General features: G+C 53.0%; 30 protein-coding genes. All 30 read left to right on the top strand.

The window, feature by feature from the left end; all coding sequences use genetic code 11:
• Window positions 1–19 precede the first annotated feature (19 nt).
• The 30 genes from fliF to tsf all read left to right on the top strand — a co-directional run bounded on the left by fliF (window position 20) and on the right by tsf (window position 24,810).
• Window positions 20–1,588, top strand: a complete 1,569-nt coding sequence (fliF, locus tag FED52_RS08565) for a flagellar basal-body MS-ring/collar protein FliF (protein WP_138859606.1) — start codon at window positions 20–22, stop codon at window positions 1,586–1,588.
• Between the two features lie 5 nt (window positions 1,589–1,593).
• The gene (gene fliG / locus FED52_RS08560; protein WP_034777193.1) at window positions 1,594–2,601 is read left to right on the top strand and encodes a flagellar motor switch protein FliG; all 1,008 of its coding nucleotides are present in this window, start codon (window positions 1,594–1,596) and stop codon (window positions 2,599–2,601) included.
• The gene (locus FED52_RS08555; protein WP_138859605.1) at window positions 2,585–3,307 is read left to right on the top strand and encodes a FliH/SctL family protein; all 723 of its coding nucleotides are present in this window, start codon (window positions 2,585–2,587) and stop codon (window positions 3,305–3,307) included. Before fliG ends, FED52_RS08555 begins: the two co-directional genes overlap by 17 nt.
• The gene (gene fliI / locus FED52_RS08550) at window positions 3,294–4,613 is read left to right on the top strand and encodes a flagellar protein export ATPase FliI (protein WP_138859604.1); all 1,320 of its coding nucleotides are present in this window, start codon (window positions 3,294–3,296) and stop codon (window positions 4,611–4,613) included. Before FED52_RS08555 ends, fliI begins: the two co-directional genes overlap by 14 nt.
• Window positions 4,610–5,044 (top strand): flagellar FliJ family protein, encoded by a 435-nt coding sequence (locus FED52_RS08545; RefSeq protein WP_034777199.1) that lies wholly within the window; start codon window positions 4,610–4,612, stop codon window positions 5,042–5,044. Before fliI ends, FED52_RS08545 begins: the two co-directional genes overlap by 4 nt.
• Window positions 5,045–5,048: 4 nt before the next feature.
• The gene (locus FED52_RS08540; protein WP_138859603.1) at window positions 5,049–5,609 is read left to right on the top strand and encodes a MotE family protein; all 561 of its coding nucleotides are present in this window, start codon (window positions 5,049–5,051) and stop codon (window positions 5,607–5,609) included.
• A gap of 20 nt (window positions 5,610–5,629) precedes the next feature.
• On the top strand, window positions 5,630–6,682 hold the full coding sequence (locus FED52_RS08535; protein WP_240731237.1) for a flagellar hook-length control protein FliK: 1,053 nt from the start codon (window positions 5,630–5,632) through the stop codon (window positions 6,680–6,682).
• Complete coding sequence (locus tag FED52_RS08530) at window positions 6,654–7,085, top strand: flagellar hook capping FlgD N-terminal domain-containing protein (RefSeq protein WP_138859601.1); 432 nt, start codon at window positions 6,654–6,656, stop codon at window positions 7,083–7,085. Before FED52_RS08535 ends, FED52_RS08530 begins: the two co-directional genes overlap by 29 nt.
• Before the next feature lie 11 nt (window positions 7,086–7,096).
• Window positions 7,097–7,888 carry a flagellar basal body rod protein FlgG gene (gene flgG / locus FED52_RS08525; protein WP_138859600.1) on the top strand — a complete coding sequence of 264 codons (792 nt, stop codon included), beginning with the start codon at window positions 7,097–7,099 and terminating at the stop codon, window positions 7,886–7,888.
• A complete protein-coding gene (locus FED52_RS08520; RefSeq protein ID WP_034777209.1) occupies window positions 7,888–8,106 on the top strand; it encodes a flagellar FlbD family protein in 219 nt (72 codons plus the stop codon). Before flgG ends, FED52_RS08520 begins: the two co-directional genes overlap by 1 nt.
• On the top strand, window positions 8,099–8,548 hold the full coding sequence (locus FED52_RS08515) for a flagellar basal body-associated FliL family protein (RefSeq protein WP_034777211.1): 450 nt from the start codon (window positions 8,099–8,101) through the stop codon (window positions 8,546–8,548). Before FED52_RS08520 ends, FED52_RS08515 begins: the two co-directional genes overlap by 8 nt.
• A gap of 9 nt (window positions 8,549–8,557) precedes the next feature.
• The gene (gene fliM, locus FED52_RS08510; RefSeq protein ID WP_138859599.1) at window positions 8,558–9,547 is read left to right on the top strand and encodes a flagellar motor switch protein FliM; all 990 of its coding nucleotides are present in this window, start codon (window positions 8,558–8,560) and stop codon (window positions 9,545–9,547) included.
• Window positions 9,544–10,650: a flagellar motor switch phosphatase FliY gene (gene fliY / locus FED52_RS08505; protein WP_034777215.1), complete on the top strand. Its 1,107-nt coding sequence runs from the start codon at window positions 9,544–9,546 to the stop codon at window positions 10,648–10,650. Before fliM ends, fliY begins: the two co-directional genes overlap by 4 nt.
• 12 nt (window positions 10,651–10,662) lie before the next feature.
• Entirely contained in the window at window positions 10,663–11,028 is a 366-nt protein-coding gene (locus tag FED52_RS08500; protein WP_021067131.1) for a response regulator, read from the top strand.
• Window positions 11,025–11,519, top strand: a complete 495-nt coding sequence (locus FED52_RS08495; RefSeq protein WP_034777217.1) for a flagellar biosynthetic protein FliO — start codon at window positions 11,025–11,027, stop codon at window positions 11,517–11,519. Before FED52_RS08500 ends, FED52_RS08495 begins: the two co-directional genes overlap by 4 nt.
• Complete coding sequence (gene fliP, locus FED52_RS08490; RefSeq protein WP_034777218.1) at window positions 11,516–12,181, top strand: flagellar type III secretion system pore protein FliP; 666 nt, start codon at window positions 11,516–11,518, stop codon at window positions 12,179–12,181. Before FED52_RS08495 ends, fliP begins: the two co-directional genes overlap by 4 nt.
• An 11-nt stretch (window positions 12,182–12,192) precedes the next feature.
• Window positions 12,193–12,465: a flagellar biosynthesis protein FliQ gene (fliQ, locus tag FED52_RS08485; protein ID WP_034777219.1), complete on the top strand. Its 273-nt coding sequence runs from the start codon at window positions 12,193–12,195 to the stop codon at window positions 12,463–12,465.
• Window positions 12,462–13,232: a flagellar biosynthetic protein FliR gene (fliR, locus tag FED52_RS08480; protein WP_034777220.1), complete on the top strand. Its 771-nt coding sequence runs from the start codon at window positions 12,462–12,464 to the stop codon at window positions 13,230–13,232. Before fliQ ends, fliR begins: the two co-directional genes overlap by 4 nt.
• Window positions 13,229–14,320, top strand: a complete 1,092-nt coding sequence (flhB, locus tag FED52_RS08475; RefSeq protein WP_034777221.1) for a flagellar biosynthesis protein FlhB — start codon at window positions 13,229–13,231, stop codon at window positions 14,318–14,320. Before fliR ends, flhB begins: the two co-directional genes overlap by 4 nt.
• Window positions 14,321–14,378: 58 nt before the next feature.
• Complete coding sequence (gene flhA / locus FED52_RS08470; protein ID WP_240731341.1) at window positions 14,379–16,352, top strand: flagellar biosynthesis protein FlhA; 1,974 nt, start codon at window positions 14,379–14,381, stop codon at window positions 16,350–16,352.
• Window positions 16,353–17,432, top strand: coding sequence for a flagellar biosynthesis protein FlhF (locus tag FED52_RS08465; RefSeq protein WP_138859598.1), 1,080 nt, complete (start codon window positions 16,353–16,355; stop codon window positions 17,430–17,432).
• Entirely contained in the window at window positions 17,411–18,250 is an 840-nt protein-coding gene (locus FED52_RS08460; protein ID WP_138859597.1) for a MinD/ParA family protein, read from the top strand. The genes FED52_RS08465 and FED52_RS08460 overlap by 22 nt, the downstream gene beginning before the upstream one ends.
• 19 nt (window positions 18,251–18,269) lie before the next feature.
• Window positions 18,270–20,243 (top strand): chemotaxis protein CheA, encoded by a 1,974-nt coding sequence (locus FED52_RS08455; protein ID WP_138859596.1) that lies wholly within the window; start codon window positions 18,270–18,272, stop codon window positions 20,241–20,243.
• Window positions 20,244–20,255: 12 nt separating this feature from the next.
• Window positions 20,256–20,687 carry a chemotaxis protein CheW gene (locus FED52_RS08450; RefSeq protein WP_034777232.1) on the top strand — a complete coding sequence of 144 codons (432 nt, stop codon included), beginning with the start codon at window positions 20,256–20,258 and terminating at the stop codon, window positions 20,685–20,687.
• On the top strand, window positions 20,677–21,276 hold the full coding sequence (locus FED52_RS08445; protein WP_138859595.1) for a chemotaxis protein CheC: 600 nt from the start codon (window positions 20,677–20,679) through the stop codon (window positions 21,274–21,276). The genes FED52_RS08450 and FED52_RS08445 overlap by 11 nt, the downstream gene beginning before the upstream one ends.
• Entirely contained in the window at window positions 21,269–21,754 is a 486-nt protein-coding gene (locus tag FED52_RS08440) for a chemotaxis protein CheD (protein ID WP_138859594.1), read from the top strand. Before FED52_RS08445 ends, FED52_RS08440 begins: the two co-directional genes overlap by 8 nt.
• Before the next feature lie 11 nt (window positions 21,755–21,765).
• The gene (locus FED52_RS08435) at window positions 21,766–22,536 is read left to right on the top strand and encodes a FliA/WhiG family RNA polymerase sigma factor (protein ID WP_034777239.1); all 771 of its coding nucleotides are present in this window, start codon (window positions 21,766–21,768) and stop codon (window positions 22,534–22,536) included.
• Between the two features lie 13 nt (window positions 22,537–22,549).
• Window positions 22,550–22,918, top strand: coding sequence for a hypothetical protein (locus tag FED52_RS08430; protein WP_138859593.1), 369 nt, complete (start codon window positions 22,550–22,552; stop codon window positions 22,916–22,918).
• A gap of 152 nt (window positions 22,919–23,070) precedes the next feature.
• Complete coding sequence (gene rpsB / locus FED52_RS08425; protein WP_021067146.1) at window positions 23,071–23,811, top strand: 30S ribosomal protein S2; 741 nt, start codon at window positions 23,071–23,073, stop codon at window positions 23,809–23,811.
• Window positions 23,812–23,928: 117 nt separating this feature from the next.
• The gene (tsf, locus tag FED52_RS08420) at window positions 23,929–24,810 is read left to right on the top strand and encodes a translation elongation factor Ts (protein ID WP_138859592.1); all 882 of its coding nucleotides are present in this window, start codon (window positions 23,929–23,931) and stop codon (window positions 24,808–24,810) included.
• Window positions 24,811–24,844 lie beyond the last annotated feature (34 nt).

Raw genomic sequence — 24,844 nt, 5'->3', positions numbered from 1 at the left:
TAGAGGATGACGAGTTGCGATGAATGAAAAGTTAAAAGAACGATTCGGTTCACTGACCGGTTCCCTTCAAATGATAAAGACGAACCGTAAAATCTTCTGGGGCCTCGTCATCGCCGGCGTACTTCTCGTCGCGGTGGTCTTGACCGTCTGGCTGTCGCGCCCGAACATGGCTCCGCTTTATACGAACCTGTCCGCCCAAGAAGCGGGCGAGGTGACGGAGAAGCTGACGGCTGACGGTGTGAAAGCCGAAATTAAAGCGACATCGAACGGCGTGAGTGTATACGTACCGAGCGAACAGGTCGATCAATTGAAAGTCAGCCTCGCAGCAGCGGGCATCCCGAAGTCAGGCGCAATCGACTACAGTTTCTTCAGTGAAAATGCCGGTTTCGGAACGACCGACCGCGAGATGGCCGTCATCGAACGGAGTGCGATGCAGACCGAGCTCGAACGGTTGATCACACAGATCGAAGGGATCAACCAAGCGAAAGTCATCATCTCGATTCCTGAGAAATCGGTCTTCTTGGCGGAAGACCAGGGCGAGCCGACGGCGTCGATTGTCTTAAATTTAGGAGCAGGTACGAATCTTGAACCGGCGACGGTCAAAGGGCTCTACCATTTGATTAGTAAGAGCGTGCCGAACTTGAAACCAGAAAACATCTCGGTCATGGACCAATATTTTACGTATTACGATTTGGACCAAACGACGACGGCAGGAGGATCATCCACCGATCCGCTCGTCTTGAAGCGTCAAGTTGAGAAAGATGTCCGTCAACAGATTCAACAGATGCTTTCCGTCCTCTTAGGAGAGCGGAGCGTCCTCGTCTCGGTTACGGCCGATATCGACACGACGCAAGCGGCAGAAGAGCAGAACCTCGTGACACCTGTCAACGAGGACAGCATGGAAGGGATCGTCACATCGGCCGAACGAATCGCCGAAGCGTACACCGGCGGTACCGGCGCGGCGACCGCGGCGGGCACGGCCGAGAATGACACGGTCAATTTCCCGGCCGCCACCGGCACCGGGGAAGAAGAGAGCGAAAAGAATCATGAAATCATCAATTATGAAGTCAACCGCATCACGAAACAGATTCAAAACGCACCGTACTCGATTCGTGATCTCGGTGTTCAATTGATCGTCGAACCGCCGAACGGGGCGACGACGATTGACCCACAACTCGAAGGTGACCTCGAGACGATGATGTACTCGATTATCCGGACGTCACTCGCCAAGACCGGCGAGGCGCTCACAGAGGCGGAACTTGAACAGAAAGTCGTCGTCGTATCGCGTCCATTCGCTGAGACGGAAGAAGCGGCTGCGGTCGAACAACCTACCCAGTGGTGGATGTATGCGGCAGCAGCAGGGGCCGTCGTCTTGCTCGCGCTCTTGTTCTTCGCGCTGCGTAAACGCAAACGTGAACCGATTGCCGAGTCGAACGAATGGGAAGTTCCATATGAAGACGAAGTACCGGACCTCGACCTTGAAGAACGAGGCGAAGGGGCCGTCAAGAAGAAACAGTTGGAGAAATTGGCAGAGAGCAATCCTGAAGAGTTCGCCAAACTTCTCCGTACTTGGATGTCTGAGGAGTGAGTACTGTGAATTACGCAAAACAAGCGAACCGGGAAAAAGCGGCCATGCTCATGATCTCGCTTGGACCTGAGGTGGCTGCGAACGTCTACAAACATCTGTCGGAAGAAGAGATGGAACAGTTGACGTTACAAATCTCGGCCTTGAAGAAAGTATCGTCCGAACAAAAAGAAGCGATCATGGGCGAGTTCCACGAGCTCGCCATGGCACAAAGTTATATCACGCAAGGCGGGATCGGGTTTGCGAAAACGGTGCTCGAGAAAGCGGTCGGAGAAGAGAAAGCGATGGCCCTCATCCATAGGCTCACATCGACGCTCCAAGTTCGACCGTTCGAGTTTGCCCGTAAGGCCGACCCGAAGCAGTTGCTCAACTTCATCCAGAACGAGCATCCGCAGACGATCGCCTTGATCTTGGCGCATCTCGAACCGGTCAAGTCGGGACAAATCCTATCGGAACTCCCGCCTGAAATTCAATCGGAAGTCGCCAAGCGGATCGCGACGATGGATCGACTCAATCCAGACGTCATTCACGAGATTGAACAGATTCTCGAGAAAAACTTGTCCCAGACCGATATGCAAGACTACGCCCAGTCTGGTGGCATCGAAGCGGTCGTCGAAGTGCTCAACGGGGTCGATCGTACGACCGAGCGCACCATCCTCGATGCGCTTGAAATTGAAGACCCGGAACTGGCCGAGGAAATCAAAAAACGGATGTTCGTCTTCGAAGATATCGTCACGCTCGATTCGCGTGCGATTCAACGAATCATCCGCGAAGTGGCAAACGACGACCTATTGCTTGCCCTCAAAGTGTCGTCCGAAGAAGTCAAACAGATCATCTTCAAAAACATGTCACAGCGAATGGTCGAAACGTTCAAAGAAGACATGGAATTCATGGGGCCTGTCCGGTTGCGTGACGTCGAAGAAGCGCAAAGCCGTATCGTCGGCATCATCCGTCGCTTAGAAGACGTCGGAGAGATCGTGATCAGCCGCGGCGGAGGAGATGACATCGTTGTCTAACGTGATTAAACGCTATTACGCGACACCGCTCGAACCGCAACGGATCGACTCGAAACCGTTTCTTGAGCCGGTATCGGTGGAGCATGACGACCAAGAAAATGAGCAGTTGGAACAAAAGCGTGAACAACTCCGGTTAGACGAAGAAGCGCTTCAGAGTCGCCGTGCCTCGATGGAACAGGAACTCGCGGTGCTGAGAGAGGAAGTGTTGACGTCAGCCCGACAAGAAGGGTTTGACGCAGGATTTGACCACGGTAGACGGGAAGGCAAGGCGGAGTACGACGAGTTGACGACGCGGCTGAACACCATCGCCGTCGAACTTGAACAACTGTTCGATACGAAGTGGCGGGACGCGGAGCGACAACTCGTCGCCCTCGCCCTCGAGGTCAGCGCCCGCGTCACAACAGAGCTTGTCCGGAAAGATGAGGCGCTGTTCGCCGACCGGATTCGAGAACAGTTGCTCCGTCAGCTCGATGCCGAGTCGTTGACGGTGTACGTCCATCCGACCCGTCTCGCTTCGATTCAACGTTTCGATTCGGAGTGGGCGACACCAGACGGTCCGCCTTTGAAATATCGGGCGGATGCCGGTTTGAGTGAGACGAGCGTCCGGATCGAGACACCGCACCACGGTGACGAACTCGATTTGACTTACAGCTTTGAACGCATCCAATCCAAAATCGAGGAGGTTTTGGCCGATGGCGCTTATTGACCACGTCCTTCAGTCGATCACGGCATCCGCCGAGGACGAATACGTCCGGAAAGTCGGCCGGGTCTGTCGAGTCGTCGGACTGATGATTGAATCGACGGGGCCGAGCGCTTTTATCGGAGAACGATGTTTGATCGAACTCCCGTCCGGCCAACATGTCGAGGCGGAAGTCGTGGGATTCAATGAGGCCCGCGTGCTCCTCATGCCTTACGGGGAGACGACCCAAATCGCTCCGGGCTGTATGGTCAAAGGGACGGGTCGGATGCTCCAAGTCCCGGTCGGTGACGAACTGATCGGACAAGTGCTCGATGGTCTCGGCCGTCCCTTGTCCGGTGAAGCAGTCACACCGGGAAAACGCTACGATGTCCTTCGGAAGCCACCGAACCCGCTCGAACGACCGCGGATTTTAGATGTCTTGTCGACCGGCGTCCGCGTCATCGACGGTCTGTTAACGGTCGGTAAAGGGCAACGGGTCGGGTTGTTCGCGGGTTCAGGAGTCGGGAAGTCGACTCTGCTCGGGATGATCGCCAAACGCTCATCGGCCGACATAAACGTCATCGCTTTAATCGGTGAACGTGGCCGTGAAGTGAAAGAGTTCATCGAGAAAGAGCTCGGACCAGAAGGGATGGCCCGCTCGGTCGTCATCGTGGCGACGAGCGACCAACCGCCTCTCGTCCGATTGAAAGGGGCTTATACGGCGACGGCCATCGCTGAATACTTCCGGGACCAAGGCAAGGAAGTCGTCCTCATGATGGACTCGGTGACCCGCTTTGCCATGGCGCAACGGGAAATCGGTCTTGCGACCGGTGAACCTCCGACGTCAAAAGGGTATACCCCATCCGTGTTCGCGATGTTGCCGCAACTGTTGGAACGAAGCGGTACCGCTGTGACGGGCTCGATCACCGCTTTTTACACCGTCCTTGTCGACGGGGATGATATGAATGAACCGATCGCAGATGCGGTGCGAGGCATACTGGACGGCCACTTCGTCATGGACCGTTCGCTCGCGAACCGTGGCCAGTTCCCCGCGATCCACGTCTTAAAGTCGATTAGCCGTGTCATGAACCAAATTGCGGGGCCGATACACCGTGAGGCCGCCCAAACGTTCCGCGGCTGGTTGGCGACGTACTTGGACGCCGAGGACTTGATCAATATCGGGGCCTATAAAAAAGGGACGAACCCGGCAATCGATACGGCGATTGAGCAATACCCAGCGTTATTGACTTTTTTAAAGCAATCCATCGAAGAAGAGGCCCCGCTCGAGCAATCGCTCGAACGTTTGGCCAAGATCGTGCGAGGTGAACCATGAACAGACTATTGTTAGAACGCATCATGCCGATCGCGGAACATGAGAAAGAAGAATCCGCGACGGAGATGAGACAACAGAAAGCACGGTTCGAGACGGAGATGGAGGCGCTCTATCGGCTCGTGTTGACGTACGAGTCGCTCATGAAGAGTCAAGATGAACAGGATGGCGTCATCGACCTGCTCATGTCGCAATATCGTGAGCAGACACGCGAACGGCTGAAACGTCAAATCGAGACGCAACAGCTCGTCGTCCAGCAGGCGCGCAATCGGTACCATCTGTCACAAGAGCGCTTGCTCGGAAAAGTCGTTGAGGAAAAGAAATATGTAACGCTGCATGAAAAAGTCAGTCAACATGAAGTGGCTGCGACGAAGCTCATCGAGCAACATTTCATCGATGAGCTGGCAGTGATTCATCACGGGAAAGGGAAGTAAACCGATGGAAAAAGACAACTCGAAGCGGGGAAGACAGCTACTGGTCGCGCTCGTTCTCGTCCCGGCCATCTTTCTACTCGTTGGAGGGATCGTCGTCATGAACTATGCGATGGACCGTCCGTTGTTATCGGTCCCGTTTCTAGAGATTGGTGCGAAACAAGAGCCGGAAGAAAAAGTGAAGACAGACGTGAATGTGACCGGAATCGACGCGGATACCGCGAATCGTTTGAAAGTGGCGAACGCCGAGATTGAGAAGCTTCGAGCGGACAATGTCGAGTTGACGAACGAAGTGAAGGCGCGCCAAGAGGAAGTATCGAAGTTGATCAAAGAGCGTGACCGGCTCGTCGCGGAATTGGCGACGGCAAGTGCGGCGGAAGAAGAAACCTCGGACGTCTCTCGCGTCTATGAAGAGATGTCCGCGAAACAAGCTGCTGCCATCATGAATGAACTCGAAAGCCCGCAAGTGGCCAACTTATTGAAAGAATTGTCACCGAAGCAACAAGCCGACATTTTAGGACGGATGGATGCCCAACAGGCCGCCGTCGTGACCCAGTTGCTCCAATGACAGGAAAGGAGGACGTGATGATGAATATCGCCTTACTCGCCCAATCGCTACAAGGGACGACCCAAAAAGGCGGGGAAGCGGCTGCGACCCCGACCGGACAGTTTTTGGAGTTACTCTCGGCGATGCTCGGGACCTCGACGCCATCTCCAGAGGTGGCGGTCGCCACGGAAGACGAGGAATCGCTTCCGCTCGAGAATGTATCGAACCGATTGGAGCAATGGCTCCAACAGCCCGACAGCCTGCAATGGTTGAAATCACTGCCGGCAGATGCTTACCGAAAGTTTATGGATGCTTATATTGGGATTTTAAATCAAGTCGCCCCGGATCAGTCAGCGGCAACTCTTGAGACGACATCGGCCGTGACGCCCGCACTCCTCGCTGGACAAATGGCGGCGCCGACAATCTCGTTCACGCTGACGAAAAAGGAAACGGAAGCACTCGTTACACCCGTGCCGACCGATCAAGTGGAAGAGAACGTGCGCATCATCCAACAAGTCGTTGCGCAGTTTAAAGGGACGCTCGGACAGACCCCTAAGTCTATACCCGGACTTACTAAAACCGAAACACAAGTTGCGCAATTGCAACCCTCGGTAAAAGAGACCGAATGGATGCCCAAAGGGATGACCTGGTCGAAACCGCAAATTGATTCGGAAATGGTTATGTATGCCTCGAAAGGTTCACTGCCGGAGAATTTGCAGGCCCGAATCGAAGCCGCTTTGCAACGTGCACCGTTCAAGAGCGGAGCCGACGGATCCAAAGTGTTCACGGTCCGCCTCTATCCTGAACAGTTAGGCGAGCTCGTCGTCAAACTCGAACGTCAAAATGGGGAACTCGTCGTCAAACTGTTTGCGAGCAACCAAGAAGCGAAGCAGTTGCTTCAGTCACAGGTCCAACAGTTGCAACAGACGCTTCAACCGCTGACGCAAAACGTCCGTGTCGAGATCAACTTGACCCAACAGGCGCTCGAGACGAAAGGGTCCGGATTCAACGAGTTCGACCAACCGGAACCGGAACAGCAGGAACAACCGAAAGGAGAACCAGAAGATGACGACCATCCAGCCGAAGACGAGTGACTATACGTTACCGGATCAATCGATGCCGAAAGCAACGAACCAATATGATCAGAGCATGTTTTTGAAGCTGTTGCTCGCGCAACTCGCCAACCAAGACCCGATGTCACCGATGGAAGACCGTGAGTTCATCTCCCAGATGGCCCAGTTCTCTTCTCTCGAACAGATGCAGACGATTTCGAAACAACTCGATTCGGCCCTTGTCGATCGGCAAATGGCTTCGATTTCGGAGTTCAGCAATATGATCGGGCAAACGGTCGCTTATACAAACGAAACGGAAACCGAGACGATTAAAGGCTCGGGACGTGTTCTCTCGATTTCGAAGACCGAAGCCGGCTATGTGGCCGACCTTGAAGACGGAACGTCCGTCAACGTGTACAACATCACTTCCATCAAACAAGCATAGGAGGATTCATCATGTTAAGAGCAATGTACTCAGGAATCAGTGGTTTAAAGAACTTCCAATCCAAGCTTGACGTCGTCGGGAACAACATCGCCAACGTCAACACGTTCGGCTATAAAAAAGGTCGGGTCACGTTCAAGGACCTCGTCAGTCAGCAAGTCGGTAGTGCGACCGCGGCGAACGGAGTCAGCGGCGGGGTCAACCCGAAAGAAGTCGGTCTCGGGGGCACGATGGCGACCGTCGACAACGTCTATAACCAAGGAGCCATGCAAAACTCAGGGCGAGCACTTGACGTCGGGATCTCAGGAGAAGGATTCTTCGCCTTGGATGTGAACGGTCAAACGCAATACACACGGGCCGGTAACTTCTATACAGATAACACGGGCGACCTCGTCAATGGAGATGGAGCCTACGTCCTCAGTACGACGGGTGACCGCCTCAACATCCCAGCCGGTGCGAAGTCACTCTCGATTGGTAAAGACGGACAAGTCAGCTACGTGAACAATGCCGGGGAATCGACGGTCGTCGGTCAAATCCAAGTCGTCACGTTCGCCAACAATGCCGGACTCTCGAAAGTCGGAGCAAACAACTTCATTCAATCGCAAAACTCAGGTGAACCGAACATCGGCATCCCTGGACAAGATGGACGTGGAGAACTCGTCTCGGGCGCGCTCGAGATGTCGAACGTCGACTTGTCGGAAGAGTTCACAGAAATGATTGTCGCTCAACGTGGTTTCCAAGCGAACACTCGTATCATCACAACATCGGACGAGATCCTCCAAGAACTCGTCAACTTGAAACGCTGATGATTCGCGTCACGACACTCCGGGGTGAAGAACTCGTATTGAACGCCTTGTTCATCGAGACGGTCAAGGCCGAACCGGATACGATCATTCACTTGTATAACGGAAAAACGTATATCGTCAGCGAGACGAAACAACAAATCATCGACCGGACGACGGCATTTTATGCCTCGATCGGTCTGATTGGAACGACAGGCATACGAGGTGAAGAAGATGAGTGAAGAAAAACAAAAAGGTGGCGCCATGAAGATGGTGCTCATCTTGCTAGTCGTCCTGCTCGTCATGGGCGGGGCCGGATTCATGACTTATAAATATTTGTTCGGAGACAACGTGACGGCGAAAACGAAACCGGTCACCGCCGAAGAGTTGGCCGAACGTAGCTTCACGACGGATGACATGACAACGAACATTCAAGATGAGCGTTTCATCAACGTCCAGTTCACGATCGTGACCGATGCCGCTGAAACGAAAGAAGATCTCGAACTTCGCAAGTTTCAAGTGCATAACGTCATCCTTGGTGATTTGGCCGGCATGACGAAAGCCCAGTTGACGACGAAGGAAGACATGCAGAAATTTGAGCAGTCGCTCCGTAAACAATTAAACGGACTGTTGGAGTCAGGTGAGGTCCAACGAGTCTATATGACGAAGAAAATCATACAGTGAGGTGGCATCATGGGAGAAGTCTTATCTCAACAAGAAATTGATGCCTTGCTATCGGCGTTAAGCAGTGGCGACGTCGAAGCCGACTCCTTTTTAAATCAAGAAGAAGAGCGGAAGGTTCGGCAATATGACTTTAAACGGGCGGTCCGCTTCTCGAAAGACCAAATCCGAAGTCTGACCCGAATCCATGAACATTTCACGCGCATGTTGACGACGTTCTTTTCGGCTCAGCTCCGGACATACGTGCAGTTCACGGTCAATTCGGTCGAGCAGCTCCCGTACGATGAATTCATTCATTCCATCCCAAGTATGACGATGATCAACTTGATTGAGGCTCCGCCGCTCAACGGCCGCTTCATCATCGAGGTCAACCCGAACATCTCATATGCGATGCTCGACCGTCTGCTTGGTGGTCCAGGGGTCGAAATCGAAAAAGTCGAGAGCTTCACAGAAATCGAGATGCGCATCTTGACCCAGTTATATAAACGAGCGTTTGCCGGATACGGGGAGGCGTGGGAGTCGATTGCCGTGATCAAGTCAGAGATGACCGCGGTCGAGGTCAATCCGCAGTTTCTTCAACTCGTCTCGCCAAACGAGACGGTCGTCCTTATCTCGATCGGTGTCACCATCGGCGAGGTGAGCGGCACGATCAACGTCTGCTTGCCGTTCGTGACGATCGAGCCGGTGTTATCCAAACTGTCGAGCCATTACTGGATGCAGGAGGCCAACCGCCGCAATGCGAGCGGCAACAGCAAGGAACCGCTCAAAGCCCAATTGATGAACTCGACGGTTGAGGTCGTTTCTCTGCTCGGAGAGACGACGATCACGTTCGGTGACTTGTTACATTTAGAGGTCGGGGATTGTTTGACGCTCGACCAATTGGTGAAAGACCCATTATCCATCATGGTAGGGGAAAATAAAGTGTTCAAAGGGCAAGTCGGTGTGAGCGGGAAGCGGATGGCCGTCCAAGTGCTCCACCGGGTGAAGGAGGAAGAGCAATGAGTGAGATGTTGTCACAAGATGAGATAGACGCGTTATTACGAGGGACGAGCGACTCGTCAAAACCAGAGGCGAAGCCCGAAGAGCATCTTGACTCGATGGAGAGCGACGCCTTAGGAGAGATCGGGAATATCTCGTTCGGTAACTCGGCGACGGCACTATCGACGTTACTGCAACAAAAAGTAGAAATCACGACCCCAATCGTCAGTGAAGTTACAATCGATGCGCTCCGTGAGCGTTATCCAACACCGCACGTGGCGCTTCGCGTCGGTTACACAGAAGGTTTGAAAGGCGAAAACGTCCTCGTGTTGACACGTGAGGATGCGGCCATCATCTCGGATTTGATGCTTGGCGGGAACGGGATCGATGTCGATCCGGAAGGGTTGGACGAAATTCGACTCTCGGCCGTCCAAGAAGCGATGAACCAAATGATGGGGGCAGCGGCGACATCTTTGTCGACGGTATTCTCAAAAAAAATTGACATTTCACCGCCGCTCGTCGAAGTGTTCGATGCGACGAAGACCCAAACGATCATCGATCGTCTCGAACTTTGGGAGACGATGGTGTTGATCGAGTTCAATTTGAAAGTCGGTACGTTGATCGACTCAAAAATCGTTCAAATCGCACCGATTCAATTCGGGAAACAGCTCGTCAATGAATTGATGACGGCCACATCCCCGCAACCGGTCGTACCTGCTGCGGCCGCCCCGAAGCAAGAAGCACCAAAAGCACCGGCCGCACCGGCTCCTCAACAACCTGTACGTCAGGAAGTGAAGTCGGCACCGGAAGTCGCTGTCAGTCAAGCGGAATTCATGCCACTGCATGCGCCTGCGACGAACGATTCGATTCCAGCGAACCTCGGTCTGTTGTATGACGTGCCGCTCAGCGTGACGGTCGAGCTCGGGCGGACGAAACGTTCGGTCCGCGAAGTGCTTGAGTTGTCGCAAGGCTCGATCATCGAACTCGATAAACTTGCCGGTGAGCCGGTCGATATTTATGTGAACCAACAACGGATTGCCCGCGGCGAAGTCGTCGTCATCGAAGAGAACTTCGGGGTCCGTGTAACAGAAATTATCCAACCGCACGAGCGGATTGGCATCGTTTAAGGAGGAAGAACAATGAGTGCAAAAATTTTGGTGGTAGATGATGCGGCGTTCATGCGCATGATGATTAAGGATATCTTGACAAAGAATGGATTTGAAGTCGTAGGGGAAGCGGAGAACGGTGTGGATGCGGTCGCAAAATATCGTGAACTCATGCCGGACCTCGTCACGCTCGACATCACGATGCCAGAGATGGACGGTTTGGCCGCTTTGAAAGAAATTCGTGGCTTTGATTCAAACGCGAAAGTAATCATGTGTTCTGCGATGGGACAACAAGCGATGGTTATCGACGCAATTCAAGCTGGGGCGAAAGACTTCATCGTCAAGCCGTTCAATGCGGAACGGGTCGTCGAAGCGGTTTCGAAAACGGTCGCACAATGAACAAGTGGTGGTTGATTATCCTTCTCGTGGTCGGGCTAAGCGTCCCGGCCACGGTCGAGGCCGCCACCGTCGATCAACAGTTCGAGCAACAACAGCCAGACGCTGAAGACCAGCCGGTGAAATCGGCCGTCTCATCGGTCGGGACAGCGATCAAGCTCATCTTGAGCATGGTCGTTGTCATCGGCGGTTTTCTCGTCCTCGTGCGTTGGTTGAACGCACGCACGCAAGGCGTCAAAACGGCACAGCATTTGACACATCTCGGCGGGGTACCGCTCGGCAAAGACCGATCGGTACAACTCGTCAAGCTCGGCGAACAAGTTTACGTGCTCGGAGTCGGTGACTCGATTCAACTGCTTGATCGGGTCGATGCCGAAGCGATGGATGAAGCGGTCCACGACGCGCCAGCCTTGAACAACTCGAACACATCGGCTTTTCTCGACACGTTTAAACAGCAATTGGCCCAGATTGAAGAAGTGAGGAAGAAACGATGACGACGATTGAACAACTGATCAACCTAGAGACACCAGACAGCACATCGACTTCGATCAAATTGTTAGTCGTGTTGACACTGCTCACGCTCGCGCCATCTTTCTTAATCTTGATGACTTGTTTCACGCGCGTCGTCGTCGTACTTTCCTTTATCCGTCCGGCGCTCGGTACGCAGCAAACACCGCCGAACCAACTGATTATCGGGCTCGCCCTGTTCATCACGTTGTTCGTCATGTCACCGGTGCTATCGGAGTTGAATGACAAGGCACTGTCGCCATACATGGACGACCGAATCAGTCAAGACGAGGCGTTCGAAGAGGCGGGGAATACGATGAAGCGGTTCATGGCCCAATACACGCGCCAAGAAGATTTGCAATTATTCATTAAATATGGGAACTATGAGCAACCTGAGTCGGTCGAAGACGTCCCACTCCTCGCGATGGTCCCGGCCTATGCGATTAGTGAACTGAAAACGGCGTTTCAAATCGGATTCATGATCTTCTTGCCGTTCTTAATTATCGATATGGTTGTGGCGAGTGTCCTCATGTCGATGGGGATGATGATGCTTCCACCGGTCATGATCGCCTTGCCGTTCAAACTGTTATTGTTTGTGTTGGTGGATGGATGGCACTTGATTGTGGAGTCCTTGCTTAGAAGTATGTAGGAGGAACGAATATGACGCAGGAAATGGTCATCTATTTGGCGACGGAGAGTGTGTGGACGTTATTAAAAATCTCGATGCCACTCTTGTTGATTTCACTCGTCGTCGGTCTCGTCATTTCGATTTTACAGGCGACGACACAGATTCAAGAGCAGACGTTATCGTTCGTCCCAAAAATCGTCTCGGTGTTTATCGGGCTCGTCATCTTTGGGCCTTGGATGCTGCAACAGATCGAAGGGTTCACCCGATTGATTTTCGAACTGATGGTCGAGGTCGCCTCGAAATGAACGCGGTCGATTTTATCAGTCTATACGGTTTGACGTTCGCACGTCTGTCCGGTTTCTTCGTGAGCGTCCCGTTGTTTTCATCCCGACAGCTACCTGTCATGCATCGCGTCGCCTTCAGTGCTTTTTTAGCCTACTATGCGATGTTCACGGTGACGGAGCCGCTCGAGCTCGGGCAAGCCTATATCTTGCAAGTGTTATACGAAGTGCTGATCGGCTTGGTGCTCGGCATATTGATCAATATTTTGTTCTTTGCGCCCCAGATTGCGGGAGGGGTCATCGATTTGCAGCTCGGACTCGCGATGGCATCGGCGTATGACCCGATGTTCGGAGGCCAGTCGCCATTGATCGGACGTTTTTATTACATCTTCACATTGTTTATCATGCTGTCGAGCAATTTACATTTACTGCTGATCGATGGCATCTATTATAGCTTTCAAATATATCCACCGGGCCAGCCGATCATCAACTTTAGTGAAGCGTCGCTCATGATGGCCGTGAAGGTCGTCACGATGACGATGATGGTCGCTTTACAGCTCGCCTTTCCGCTCATGGCATCGCTCTTGCTTGTCGACATGGCGCTTGGGTTCTTGGCGAAATCGGCCCCGCAGTTCAATATTTTTGCAATCGGATTCTCATTCAAACTGATTGCAGGTTTCTCGGTCATGGTCGTCATGATGGGGTTGACCTTGAACGGCATCAGCCAGTTCATCCCGATTTTACAAGAAGTGTTGCGTGATTTTATGACATTGCTAGGAGACGCCTCATGAAGCCTCTATATACCTTATCGGTCGATCTTCAATTTTTTGCAGGAGAAAAAACCGAAAAAGCGACCCCGCGTAAGCGGGAGGACTCGCGCAAGAAAGGACAAGTCGCCAAGTCGGCCGATTTGACCGGCGCGTTCGCCTTGTTCGCGATGTTTCTCATGTTATCGTTTTTAGGTCCGTATCTCGGCAAGCAACTGTTCGGGTTGACGAAAGATTTGCTCGGTACGAGTTACTTGTTGTTCGACTTATCGAATGGATTGTCCGGGATGCTTACCGACTTGTTGCTTCGTGTCGGTTTGATTGTGGGACCGTTCTTCGTCGTCGCGGTCGTGTTCGGGATTTTGATCAACTATCTTCAAATCGGGACGTTGTTCTCGGCAGAGGCGATCCAACCGAAACTCGAACGCATCGACCCGATCAAAGGGGTCAAGCGGATTATCAGTATGAAAGCGGTCGTCGAATTTTTAAAGTCCTTATTCAAATTATTGATTATCCTGACGACTGCTGTTGCCGTGCTCTGGCAGAATCAAAAAGAGCTGTCCCGGATGGCTGTCGAACATGTCCGTGAATCGGTTATCGCGCTCGCGAGCATCACGATCGAACTTGGACTATGGGTGAGCGTCGCCTTGCTCGCACTCGCGTTGCTCGACTTTTTCTATCAACGATTCGATTTTGAAAAATCGATTCGCATGTCGAAACAAGATGTGAAGGACGAGTATAAAAACAGTGAAGGTGACCCGCTCATCAAGTCAAAAATCAAACAACAACAACGGGAGATGGCGATGCGCCGCATGATGCAAGAGATTCCGAACGCGGACGTCGTCATCACGAACCCGACCCATTATGCCGTCGTCATTCGCTATGACGACACGAAAGACTTTGCGCCGCTCGTCGTCGCCAAAGGCGTCGACCAAGTCGCCTTCAACATCCGCGACGTGGCCAAAGAACATGACATCCCGATTGTGGAAAATAAACCGTTGGCCCGCGCACTTTACGCCCAAATGGATATCGGGGAAGTCGTTGACGAGTCGTTTTATCAGGCGATCGCTGAAGTGCTTGCGTTCGTCTATCAATTGAAACAACCGTCTTGAGGAGGAGTATGTGTTGGCTGTAAAAGCGAAAGATTTCGCGGTATTGATCGGCGTTCTTATGATCGTCGTCATGCTCGTCATCCCGTTACCGGGGTTCATATTAGATTTTTTAATCATTGTTAATATACTGATTGCCTTGCTGATTTTGCTCGTCGCGATGAACGCCCGCGAAGCGCTCGACTTCTCAGTCTTTCCTTCGCTCTTGTTGATCGTGACGCTGTTCCGGCTCGGATTGAACGTGTCGACGACGCGGTCGATTCTTTCGACCGGGTACGGGGGAGAAGTTATTGCGACGTTCGGGAACTTCGTCGTCGGAGGAAACGTGCTCGTCGGGTTCGTCGTCTTCCTCATCCTCGTCATCATCCAATTCGTCGTCATCACGAAAGGGGCGGAACGCGTGTCGGAAGTATCGGCCCGCTTCACGCTCGACGCCATGCCTGGTAAACAGATGGCGATTGATGCCGACTTGAACTCAGGATTGATTGACGACAAGGACGCTCAAATCCGTCGGAAAAAAATTCAAAGTGAAGCCGACTTTTACGGATCGATGGACGGGGCCTCGAAGTTCGTCAAAGGGGACGCCATCGCCGGGATCATTATCGTCGTCATCAACTTGATTTTTGGAATCATCATCGGGACCGTCCAAATGGGCCTCCCGGTCGGTGAAGCGTTCCAGACGTTCTCACTCATGACGATCGGGGACGGGCTTGTCGGTCAAATCCCGGCGCTCCTCATCTCGACGGCGACCGGCATCATCGTCACGCGTGCCGTGTCGGATGGGAATTTAGGAGAAGACGTCGTCGACCAGCTCGGTCAAAATCCGACGCTCCTCTATATCGCCGGCTCGATTGTGATCATGCTCGGGTTTATCTCACCGAGTCTGCTCCCGGTGACGGTCATCATCGCCGGTGTCGCTTTCTATGGGGCGTATGCGATGCGCCGCAACATGAAACGTGTCATCGATACACCGCTACCGGAAGAAGAACCAATGGCACCGACGGAGACCGTCGTGTCACTGCTACAAATCGATGCCATCGAGTTCGAGTTCGGTTACGGACTCATCCCGCTCGCCGATGAGTCGCAGGGCGGCGACCTGCTTGACCGGGTCGTCATGATTCGTCGTCAGCTCGCGCTCGAACTCGGCTTCATCTTGCCGACGGTCCGAATCCGAGATCATTTGCAACTGTCTCCGAACGCGTACCGCATCAAAGTGAAAGGCAACGTCGTCGCTGAAGGGGAGCTGTTGCTCGATCATTACTTGGCGATGAGCCCTGGCATTGAAGACCCGGAAGTATACGGCATCGAAACGACGGAACCGGCGTTCGGCCTCCCGGCTCTCTGGATTGACGAAGAGACGCGGACCCGTGCTGAAATGAGCGGGTACACCGTCGTCGATCCGCCATCGGTCGTCGCGACGCATTTGACGGAGACGCTCAAGAAGCATTCGGCAGACTTTCTCGGCCGTGAAGAGACGAAACAACTCGTCGAACACTTGAAAGAGACGCACCCGGTGCTCGTCGAAGACGTGACACCATCCGTCCTATCGATTGGCGACATTCAAAAAGTGCTCCGTCATCTGTTGAAAGAACACGTCTCGATTCGCAATTTACCGCTCTTGTTCGAGACGATGGCCGACTATGGCAAAGTGACGAAAGATGCCGATATCCTCGGCGAATATTGCCGCCAAGGCCTGTCCCGTCAATTGACGGACCAAGTCAGCCCGCCGGACGGACCGCTCTACGTCGTCACACTCGGTGGCCAGACCGAACAGCTCATTCAAGACGCCGTTCAAAAAACCGAGTTCGGCAACTATTTGGCGCTCGACCCGGAACAGGCGCGCGAGATTATCGAACGCTCGGGTGAGCAACTGTCGATGTTCGAACGCTACGGGGCTTCGGCCGTCATTTTATGCTCGCCGACGATCCGTTTGTTCGTGAGACAACTGCTCGAACGATATTATCCGGACGTGCCGGTTCTCGCCTACAACGAGCTGCTCAGCTCGATTGAAGTGAAAAGTATTGGGGTGATTTAAATGCAAATCAAAAAATATACCGGCAAGACGATGGCGGAAGCGATGGCGAAAGTCAAACAGGAGTTTGGTGACGACGCCGTGATTTTGAACTCCCGTCAAGTGAAGAAAGGCTGGCTCGGCCTGTTCGCATCGCAACACGTCGAGGTCATCGCCGCGCTCGAGAAAGCACCGCTCGCTGTCAAACCGCGTGCCGCGACGAAACCCGTCGCACCATCGAAGCCCGTGAAGGCTCCGACGCGTCCACCGCAACAAACGAACGAATCAAGTCAGGCGGCGACCGTGTCGACGTCGAGACGGTTGCCCGCAGCGCTGGCGCATGTCGAATCACTGCTCGCCTCCGAGTCGTTCCGGGGTGAGACGTGGGACGAAGCGATCAACGAGCTGTATTACACGACAAAATCGGTGGAAGTCGTCGAACGCTACGTGCGTGATCAAATCCGGAGTTCCTTCTTGGCTGTCCCTAAACCGAAACGGTATATGATGCTCGTTGGTCCGACCGGGGTTGGCAAGACGACGACACTCGCCAAACTTGCCGCTCACTACAAACTCGAGCATGGGCTCTCGGTCGGTCTCATCACGACGGACACGTACCGGATCGCGGCAATCGAACAATTGAAAACGTACGCCGAGATTTTAGACATCCCGGTCGAGGTCGCCTACGACTTCAATGACTTCAAACGAGCGAAACAACTGTTCGCACGGAAAGACATCATCTTGATTGATACGGCCGGTCGCAACTTCCGCGACGAGGCGTACGTCGAACAGTTCGAGCGACATCACGATTTCTCGGAAACGAGCTTGTCGCTCGTCCTCAGCTTGACGTCGAAGATGCGGGATATGGACATGATCTATCGCCAATTCGAACCGTTGCCGCTCCAGTCGCTCATCTTCACGAAAGCCGATGAGACGAGTGACATTCACGCGATGTATCGGATGGTCCGCGAGAGCGGACTGCCGGTCGCTTGGCTGACGGACGGACAAGAAGTGCCGGACGACCTTGTCGCCGGAGAGCCGGACCGATTGACGAATCGTTTACTTGAGAAAGAAGGGTGGACCCAATGGACCAAGCAAGACGTCTGAGGGCGAAAACGGAGACCGCACCGACGACAATCGCTTTTGCGAGCGGAAAAGGCGGGGTCGGTAAAACGAACGTCTGCGTCAATACGGCCATCGGTCTCGTCGAGCTCGGGAAACGTGTCTTGATCGTCGACCTCGACATCGGGATGGCGAACGTGCACATCTTATTGAACGCGTCGCGGTCACGAACGATGATGGATTCGGTAAAAGCGCGAATTCCGCTCGCCGCCTCGGTTCAGAAAGACGTGCAAGGTGTCGATATATTACATGGGGGAAGTGGGCTCGACGAACTAGTCCAATTCTCACATGCAGATATGCAATTTTTTATGCGTGAACTCGAAGTGCTGACCGAATACGATTATGTGTTATTCGACATGGGGGCCGGTGCGACAGACACGTCGCTCCAGTTCATCGAGGGATGCGATGAGATGTTCCTTATCTTGACGCCTGAACCGACCTCGCTCATGGATGGATATGCCTATACGAAGCTCGTTCATCGTCAAAGTCCGGACTTACCGCTCGGTGTGATCGTCAATCGGGCCCAATCGGGTGAAGAAGCGCTGCAATGTTTTGAACGAATGGAAGTTGCATGTGAGCAGTTTTTAAAGAAATCGATTCGATTCCTCGGGTATTTACCAGATGACGCCACGGTCAGACGAGCGGTCATCGCCCAAGTCCCGTTTTACCATCTGGACCGGAAGAGTGACATCAGTTGGCGGCTTGAACGGATTTTAACGACATTGACCGGGACACCGCCGAAGCCGCGTCATTTTATGGAACGCTTGATGGGGAACTTGAAACGTCAGTGGAACCGAGTCTAACGACAGGGAGGCATTATAGATGGACGTGAACGAATACTTAGGATTGTTTTTAGACGAATCTCAAGAACATATCCAATCGGTTAACACCCAGCTGTTGAAACTAGAACAGACGGGCAGTCAGGAAGCGATTCAAGAGATTTTCCGCTCGGCACACACGCTCAAAGGGATGTCGGCGACGATGGGATACGAGAGTGTCGCCAACTTGACGCATGAGATGGAGAGCGCGCTCGATTTGGTTCGAGCCGGAAAGAAAGAGAGCAACCAGTTGTTGCTCGATACGATGTTCTCGGCCATGGAACAAATCGAAGAGATGATCGCTGATATCGAGACGGGAGGCAGAGGCGCAAACATCGATGTGACGGCGACAGTGTCCGCGTTCCAGTCATTTATCGGTAGCACTCCGAAAGCAGTCGAGGTGGTCGATGAGACGGTCTTCACGGCCGACCTATATACCGATTCGGTCATCAAGCAAGCGAAAGAGACCGGCTTCGAAGCGTTCCAACTTCATGTGAAGCTATCGGATGCCGTCGTGTTGAAAGCGGCGCGCGCCTACATGGTGTTCGATCGTCTCCAAGAACTCGGCGAAGTCGTCCGGACGGTTCCTGAGACCGAGGCGATCGAGCAAGAACAGTTCGATCTCTCATTTGACGTCTTGTTCGTGTCTCAGGAGTCAGCGGACGTGATTGAGCATGCCGTGTCCCAAGTGTCGGAAGTCGAGCACGTCCAAGTGACACCTTACACGAGTGCGGCGGCCGGTGCGCCGGAAGTCGCCGTCAGTGCCGAGAGCGTCGCCGTGGCCGAAGTGAAACCGAAAGCGGTGGAGGCGGACGAACCGAAAGAACAGGCCGTCGCACAAGCGAAGACGATTCGTGTCAACTTAGAGCGGATCGATCGTCTGATGAACTTGTTCGAAGAATTCATCATCGATCGCGGTCGTCTTGAGCGGCTCGCCGACGAAGTCGGTCAACCTGAACTGAACGAAACGGTCGAGAAAATCAAACGCGGTACGAACGAACTTCAATCGCTCGTCTTGACCCTCCGCATGATGCCGATCGAGCAAGTGTTCAATCGCTTCCCGCGCATGGTGCGTTCGGTCGCGAAAGATATCCATAAAAAAGTCCAACTTGAGATCACCGGTGCTGAGACCGAGCTCGATCGGACAGTCATCGATGAGATCGGTGACCCGCTCGTCCATTTGATTCGTAACGCCATCGACCACGGCATCGAGTTGCCGGAAGTCCGCCTCGAAGCCGGGAAGCCGGAACAAGGTCGACTCGCGCTTCGCGCTTACCATGGCGGCAACCGTGTCTTCATTGAAATCGAGGATGACGGGGCAGGAATCAATGTCGATAAAGTCCGCTCAAAAGCACTCGAACGAGGCGTCATCACGCCTGAAGAAGCGACGGCGATGACGGACAACGAAGTAGCCATGCTCATCTTCGCACCTGGATTCTCGACGGCAGACGTCGTCACCGATCTTTCAGGTCGCGGCGTCGGACTAGACGTCGTCAAAAACAAGATCGAATCGCTCGGCGGGGTCGTCACGCTCGAGACGGTCGTCGGACAAGGGACGAAATTCCAAGTCAGCTTGCCACTCACGCTCTCGATCATCTCGGCGATGCTCGTACAAGTCGGCGATGAGACGTACGCCGTTCCGCTGTCATCGATTCTCGAGACGACGCTCCTCGACGAGGCCGACATATTGACGGCCCATCGCGAACGCGTCTTCGACTTCAGAGGTCAGCTCGTCCCGCTCGTTTACTTGAAAGAAATGTTCGCGATCGAAACGGAAACGAAGACGCAATTCCCGGTCGTCGTCGTCCGCAAAGGAAACAAGCTCGTCGGTGTGGTCGTCAATGATTTGATTGGCCAACAAGAGATCGTCATGAAGCCGCTCGGAACTTATCTCGAGGGCATCTCGGCCATCTCTGGTGCGACGATACTCGGAGACGGGCGTGTCGCCTTGATTGTCGACAGCAACGATCTGTTCTAAGGAGGAAGAAGGATGGAACAAAAATGGGTAGTCTTTTCATTGGGATCGAACACATACGGAATCGATGTCCAGTCAGTTCGCTCGATTGAACGGGTACAACCGGTCACACGCGTCCCGAACGCGCCGGCTCACGTCAAAGGTGTCATCAATCTGCGCGGGGTCGTCACACCGGTCATCGACCTTCGGCTCCGTCTCGGTTACGAGGCAGTCGAACCGACCGAAGAAACACGGATTTTGATCGCTTCGCTCAATCAAGGCGATGCCGGCTTTATCGTCGACCGGGCCAACGAGGTCGTGGAAAGTGAAGACGTTCGCATCGAGCCGATTCCGGAGTCGAGCCGAGACATGTTGTCGGCTCACTTGACGGCGATCGCCAAGGGCGAGGACAAATTGTTCTCGCTCCTCGATGCCAACGCATTATTCGAGGAACAGCATGCTGAGTGAGTTCGAGCAAGATTTATTGAAAGAACTCGGCAATATCGGTTCTGGTCATGCCGCGACGGCATTGTCGACGCTCTTGGGCAAGCCGGTCACGATCACCGTCTCCTCGGCGGAGATGGAACCGATCACGTATTTGCCGGAACGCGTCGGCGGGCCGGAACGTCACGTGGCGTCCGTCTTGTTGGAGCTCGGCGGTGACATTAGCGGCATGATTCTCATCTTGTTTCCGGTCGATGATGCCGAAACAATGGTCGCTTCCCTCATCGGAAGCACGTTCTCGTTCCAAACGGCGGACGAGCTCGGCCAGTCGGCATGGGAAGAAATCGGAAACATCATGAGCGGGGCTTACGCCCGGGCGCTCGGGGATTGGCTCGATACACCAATCTCCATCCAAGTCCCGGCGACAGCGGTCGACATGGCGGGTTCAATCGTCGAATTCGTCGTCACGTCGGTCCAACCTGAGGAAGATGCGGCACTCTACATCGATACGACGTTCCGCATCGATGAGAAAGTAAGTGCTGGGCATGTGTTGTTCCTACCGACGCATGGCTCGCTCGAACGGATACAACAGCGGTTGATTGGCCATGGCTGAAGTCATCAAAATCGGCATCGCGGAATGGAAGCAGACGACCGCGCCGAACAAATTGCGAACGGCAGGACTCGGTTCGTGCGTCGGCGTCATCTTGTATGACGTCCGGCTCCAAGTCGCGGCGATGGCCCATGTCATGTTGCCGGATTCGGCGATTGCCCGGAAACACCAAACGGTTGAAGTAGGAAAATATGCGGATACGGCCATCGATGCGCTCGTCGCGTCGTTGAAACGGGCCGGAGCGGGTCGGCTGCAAGCGAAGATGGCCGGCGGTGCCCAAATGTTTCAATTCAAGTATGAGAACGAGGCGATGCGGATCGGTGAACGAAACGCCGAAGCCGTGCGCAACGCACTGAAAGCGCACCGTATCCCGCTCATCGCAGAAGACTGTGGCGGGCACAACGGACGGACGATCGAATTTGATGTGGCGACTTGCGTCCTGTCGATTCGAACGGTCAGCGTAGGAACTAAGGAAATCTAGGGGGGATCGACATGACGACTCAGCTTACCGAGTTGTGGGATCGTTGGAACACTGACCGCGATATGGATACAGCGAATGAACTATTGGCGCACTACGAGTTCCTCATCCATTATCACGTGCAACGAATGATCGTGACGCTCCCGAAGAGCGTCGAACGCGACGAATTGAAAAGTTTGGGTTACATGGGATTGTACGATGCCCTCATGAAATATGATCCAGAACACAACAACAAGTTTGACACGTACGCGGCGTTTCGGATACGTGGCGCCATCATCGATGGGCTGCGGAAAATTGATTGGTTACCGCGTTCGGTGCGCGAACGCGTGAAAAAAATTGATCACATCGCCGAACAACTCGAGCAGAAGTTGCACCGGGCCCCGACGAAAGAAGAACTCGCGAGCGCCTGCGAACTACCGGTGTCGGAAATCGAGAAGGCGATGGCGGAAGGGTACTTCGCGAACATGTTGTCGATCGATGAAGCGGTGACGCTTCAAGAAGAAGGCAAGGTCATGTCCGTCACGTATTTCGACCCTGACTCTGAGAAACCGGAGGATACGCTATTGCAGCGCGAGCTGCTCGACGTGCTGACGACCGAAATCGAGCACTTGTCCGAGAAAGAACGTCTCGTCGTCTCGTTGTTCTACTTCGACGAGTTGACGTTGACCGAGATTGGCGAAGTGTTGGAACTGTCGACGTCACGTATCTCCCAAATCCATTCCAAGGCGTTAAAGACGTTAAAGCTTGCACTTGGACGTTCGTATTTAGAAGAAAAGACATCGTGAAGGAGGGATGGAGATGACCATCGTATATATCGCAATCGCCTGTATCGTCGCTTACGGACTGCTGATCTTATTTCGTCAAGTCCAGGCGTTGACCGCTCGCGTCACGCAACTCGAGCATGAGAAACGTGAGACCGAGGCCCTCCTGTTGTCGTTCATGGAATCGATGAACGATGTCGTGAAACAACCAGCGTCCTCAAACGAAGAGGTTGCTGGTGCTCAGTCGATCCATGCGGAGCCAAAGCGAGAGACGTCGGACGACGATACGCAATCAGCCCCGCACGTGGAGGATGTGTTATTGCACCATTCGGTCCGGGAGACGGCCCGACTCCTCGGAAAAGGCGAAGGAGAAGTCGCCTTATATGCCAAACTTCGTAAAAAGTGAGAGTTGCCGGATTGGCGGACATATGCTATAGTATTTTTTGGTGTTAAACACATCACACACGTCTCGGGATGGTATTCCTCGGTGCCGAAAGGTCGGAATACAACGATGAACGAGGCGGAGGACTTTTTTAAACCACAAGGAGGAAATTTATCATGGCAGTAATTTCAATGAAACAATTGCTCGAAGCTGGTGTACACTTCGGTCACCAGACACGCCGTTGGAACCCAAAAATGGCGAAATACATCTTCACGGAGCGTAACGGCATCTACATCATCGACCTTCAAAAGACGGTCAAAAAAGTAGACGAGGCGTACAACTTCGTTCGTGAACTCGCGGCAGAAGGCGGAAACGTCCTCTTCGTAGGTACGAAAAAACAAGCTCAAGACACAATCAAAGAAGAAGCACTCCGTTCAGGTATGTACTTCATCAATGAGCGTTGGTTGGGTGGAACACTCACAAACTTCTCAACAATCAAAAAACGTATCAACCGTTTGAAGCAGCTTGAGAAAATGGAAGCTGACGGTACGTTCGAAGTACTTCCTAAGAAAGAAGTCATCATCTTGAAAAAAGAAATGACACGTCTTGAGAAGTTCCTCGGCGGAATCAAGGACATGCCAGGTGTTCCTGATGCACTCTTCATCGTTGACCCACGTAAAGAGCGGATCGCGATTGCAGAAGCTCACAAATTGAACATCCCAATCGTTGCGATTGTCGACACAAACTGTGACCCAGACGAAATCGACTACGTCATCCCAGCGAACGACGATGCGATTCGTGCCGTTAAATTGCTCACTTCGAAGATGGCAGATGCAATCATCGAAGCGAAACAAGGCGAAGAAGAAGTAGCTGAAGAAGCGGTAGCTCCAGAAGCTGAAGCGACAGAAGCTGAGTAATCAGTCAGACAACAGGTGATAAAGGGAAAGCCTTTTATCACCTTTTTTTAGGACACGTATATAAAGCCTTAGTGCTTTTTCTTAAAAAATTGTAAGTTTTACAAGGAGGAATTTCCGATGGCAGTTACAGCAGCAATGGTAAAAGAACTTCGTGAAAAAACAGGTGCAGGTATGCTCGATTGCAAAAAAGCACTCACTGAAACAAACGGTGACATGCAAGCAGCAATCGACTTCCTTCGTGAAAAAGGGATCGCGAAAGCAGCAGCTAAAGGCGACCGTATCGCAGCAGAAGGTTTGACGGCAGTAGCGGTTGAAGGCAACAAAGCTACGCTCGTCGAAGTTAACTCAGAAACAGACTTCGTTGCGAAAAACGAGAAGTTCCAAACACTCGTTTCAGACGTAGCAAAAGCTGTTCTTACTTCAGGCGCAACGACAGTTGAAGCGGCACTCGCTTCTGAATTCGTAGCTGGTAAAACGCTTGAAACACACATTCAAGAAGAAGCTTCGACAATCGGAGAGAAAATCTCACTCCGTCGCATCGCTGTCCTTGAAAAAGCGGACGATGCAGTCTTCGGCACGTACCTCCACATGGGCGGCCGCATCGGTTCAGTCGTTGTCCTCGACGGTACAACAGACGAAACAGTTGCAAAAGACGTAGCCATGCACGTAGCAGCAGCACGCCCACTTTACGCGACACGCGACGAAGTATCGGCTGAAGAAGCAGATCGTGAGAAGAAAGTCTTGACTGAGCAAGCCCTCAACGAAGGCAAGCCTGCCAACATCGTCGAGAAGATGATTGCGGGACGTATGAACAAGTACTTCGAGGAAATCTGCCTCGTCGACCAAACATTCGTTAAAGACGCTGACTTCAAAGTTGGGAAATACGTAGAGTCTAAAGGCGGCCGTATCAACTCATTCGTACGTTACGAAGTTGGAGAAGGTATGGAAAAACGCGAAGAAAACTTTGCTGAAGAAGTAATGAACCAACTTAAAAAATAATCTGCATCATTCACATGGTGCTATCAAAATTGGG

This window comes from Exiguobacterium mexicanum, from assembly GCF_005960665.1.
GTDB classification, from domain to species: domain Bacteria; phylum Bacillota; class Bacilli; order Exiguobacteriales; family Exiguobacteriaceae; genus Exiguobacterium; species Exiguobacterium mexicanum_A.
Note: the sequence above shows the minus strand (reverse complement) of the source record. Positions and strands in the feature narration are given on the sequence as shown.

Bases quoted from the DNA above. Each gene is read 5' to 3' on its own strand.
- fliP (WP_034777218.1), top strand. From the start codon at position 11,516: ATGACGACGATTGAACAACTGATCAACCTAGAGACACCAGACAGCACA.
- FED52_RS08430 (WP_138859593.1), top strand. From the start codon at position 22,550: ATGACCATCGTATATATCGCAATCGCCTGTATCGTCGCTTACGGACTG.
- FED52_RS08450 (WP_034777232.1), top strand. From the start codon at position 20,256: ATGGAACAAAAATGGGTAGTCTTTTCATTGGGATCGAACACATACGGA.
- fliR (WP_034777220.1), top strand. From the start codon at position 12,462: ATGAACGCGGTCGATTTTATCAGTCTATACGGTTTGACGTTCGCACGT.
- fliY (WP_034777215.1), top strand. From the start codon at position 9,544: ATGAGTGAGATGTTGTCACAAGATGAGATAGACGCGTTATTACGAGGG.
- rpsB (WP_021067146.1), top strand. From the start codon at position 23,071: ATGGCAGTAATTTCAATGAAACAATTGCTCGAAGCTGGTGTACACTTC.
- FED52_RS08515 (WP_034777211.1), top strand. From the start codon at position 8,099: ATGAGTGAAGAAAAACAAAAAGGTGGCGCCATGAAGATGGTGCTCATC.
- tsf (WP_138859592.1), top strand. From the start codon at position 23,929: ATGGCAGTTACAGCAGCAATGGTAAAAGAACTTCGTGAAAAAACAGGT.
- FED52_RS08460 (WP_138859597.1), top strand. From the start codon at position 17,411: ATGGACCAAGCAAGACGTCTGAGGGCGAAAACGGAGACCGCACCGACG.
- FED52_RS08530 (WP_138859601.1), top strand. From the start codon at position 6,654: ATGACGACCATCCAGCCGAAGACGAGTGACTATACGTTACCGGATCAA.
- fliM (WP_138859599.1), top strand. From the start codon at position 8,558: ATGGGAGAAGTCTTATCTCAACAAGAAATTGATGCCTTGCTATCGGCG.
- fliI (WP_138859604.1), top strand. From the start codon at position 3,294: ATGGCGCTTATTGACCACGTCCTTCAGTCGATCACGGCATCCGCCGAG.
- FED52_RS08440 (WP_138859594.1), top strand. From the start codon at position 21,269: ATGGCTGAAGTCATCAAAATCGGCATCGCGGAATGGAAGCAGACGACC.
- FED52_RS08520 (WP_034777209.1), top strand. From the start codon at position 7,888: ATGATTCGCGTCACGACACTCCGGGGTGAAGAACTCGTATTGAACGCC.
- FED52_RS08500 (WP_021067131.1), top strand. From the start codon at position 10,663: ATGAGTGCAAAAATTTTGGTGGTAGATGATGCGGCGTTCATGCGCATG.
- FED52_RS08495 (WP_034777217.1), top strand. From the start codon at position 11,025: ATGAACAAGTGGTGGTTGATTATCCTTCTCGTGGTCGGGCTAAGCGTC.
- flhA (WP_240731341.1), top strand. From the start codon at position 14,379: ATGATCGTCGTCATGCTCGTCATCCCGTTACCGGGGTTCATATTAGAT.
- FED52_RS08535 (WP_240731237.1), top strand. From the start codon at position 5,630: ATGAATATCGCCTTACTCGCCCAATCGCTACAAGGGACGACCCAAAAA.
- FED52_RS08465 (WP_138859598.1), top strand. From the start codon at position 16,353: ATGCAAATCAAAAAATATACCGGCAAGACGATGGCGGAAGCGATGGCG.
- FED52_RS08555 (WP_138859605.1), top strand. From the start codon at position 2,585: ATGACATCGTTGTCTAACGTGATTAAACGCTATTACGCGACACCGCTC.
- FED52_RS08445 (WP_138859595.1), top strand. From the start codon at position 20,677: ATGCTGAGTGAGTTCGAGCAAGATTTATTGAAAGAACTCGGCAATATC.
- FED52_RS08435 (WP_034777239.1), top strand. From the start codon at position 21,766: ATGACGACTCAGCTTACCGAGTTGTGGGATCGTTGGAACACTGACCGC.
- FED52_RS08455 (WP_138859596.1), top strand. From the start codon at position 18,270: ATGGACGTGAACGAATACTTAGGATTGTTTTTAGACGAATCTCAAGAA.
- FED52_RS08545 (WP_034777199.1), top strand. From the start codon at position 4,610: ATGAACAGACTATTGTTAGAACGCATCATGCCGATCGCGGAACATGAG.
- FED52_RS08540 (WP_138859603.1), top strand. From the start codon at position 5,049: ATGGAAAAAGACAACTCGAAGCGGGGAAGACAGCTACTGGTCGCGCTC.
- fliQ (WP_034777219.1), top strand. From the start codon at position 12,193: ATGACGCAGGAAATGGTCATCTATTTGGCGACGGAGAGTGTGTGGACG.
- flgG (WP_138859600.1), top strand. From the start codon at position 7,097: ATGTTAAGAGCAATGTACTCAGGAATCAGTGGTTTAAAGAACTTCCAA.
- flhB (WP_034777221.1), top strand. From the start codon at position 13,229: ATGAAGCCTCTATATACCTTATCGGTCGATCTTCAATTTTTTGCAGGA.
- fliF (WP_138859606.1), top strand. From the start codon at position 20: ATGAATGAAAAGTTAAAAGAACGATTCGGTTCACTGACCGGTTCCCTT.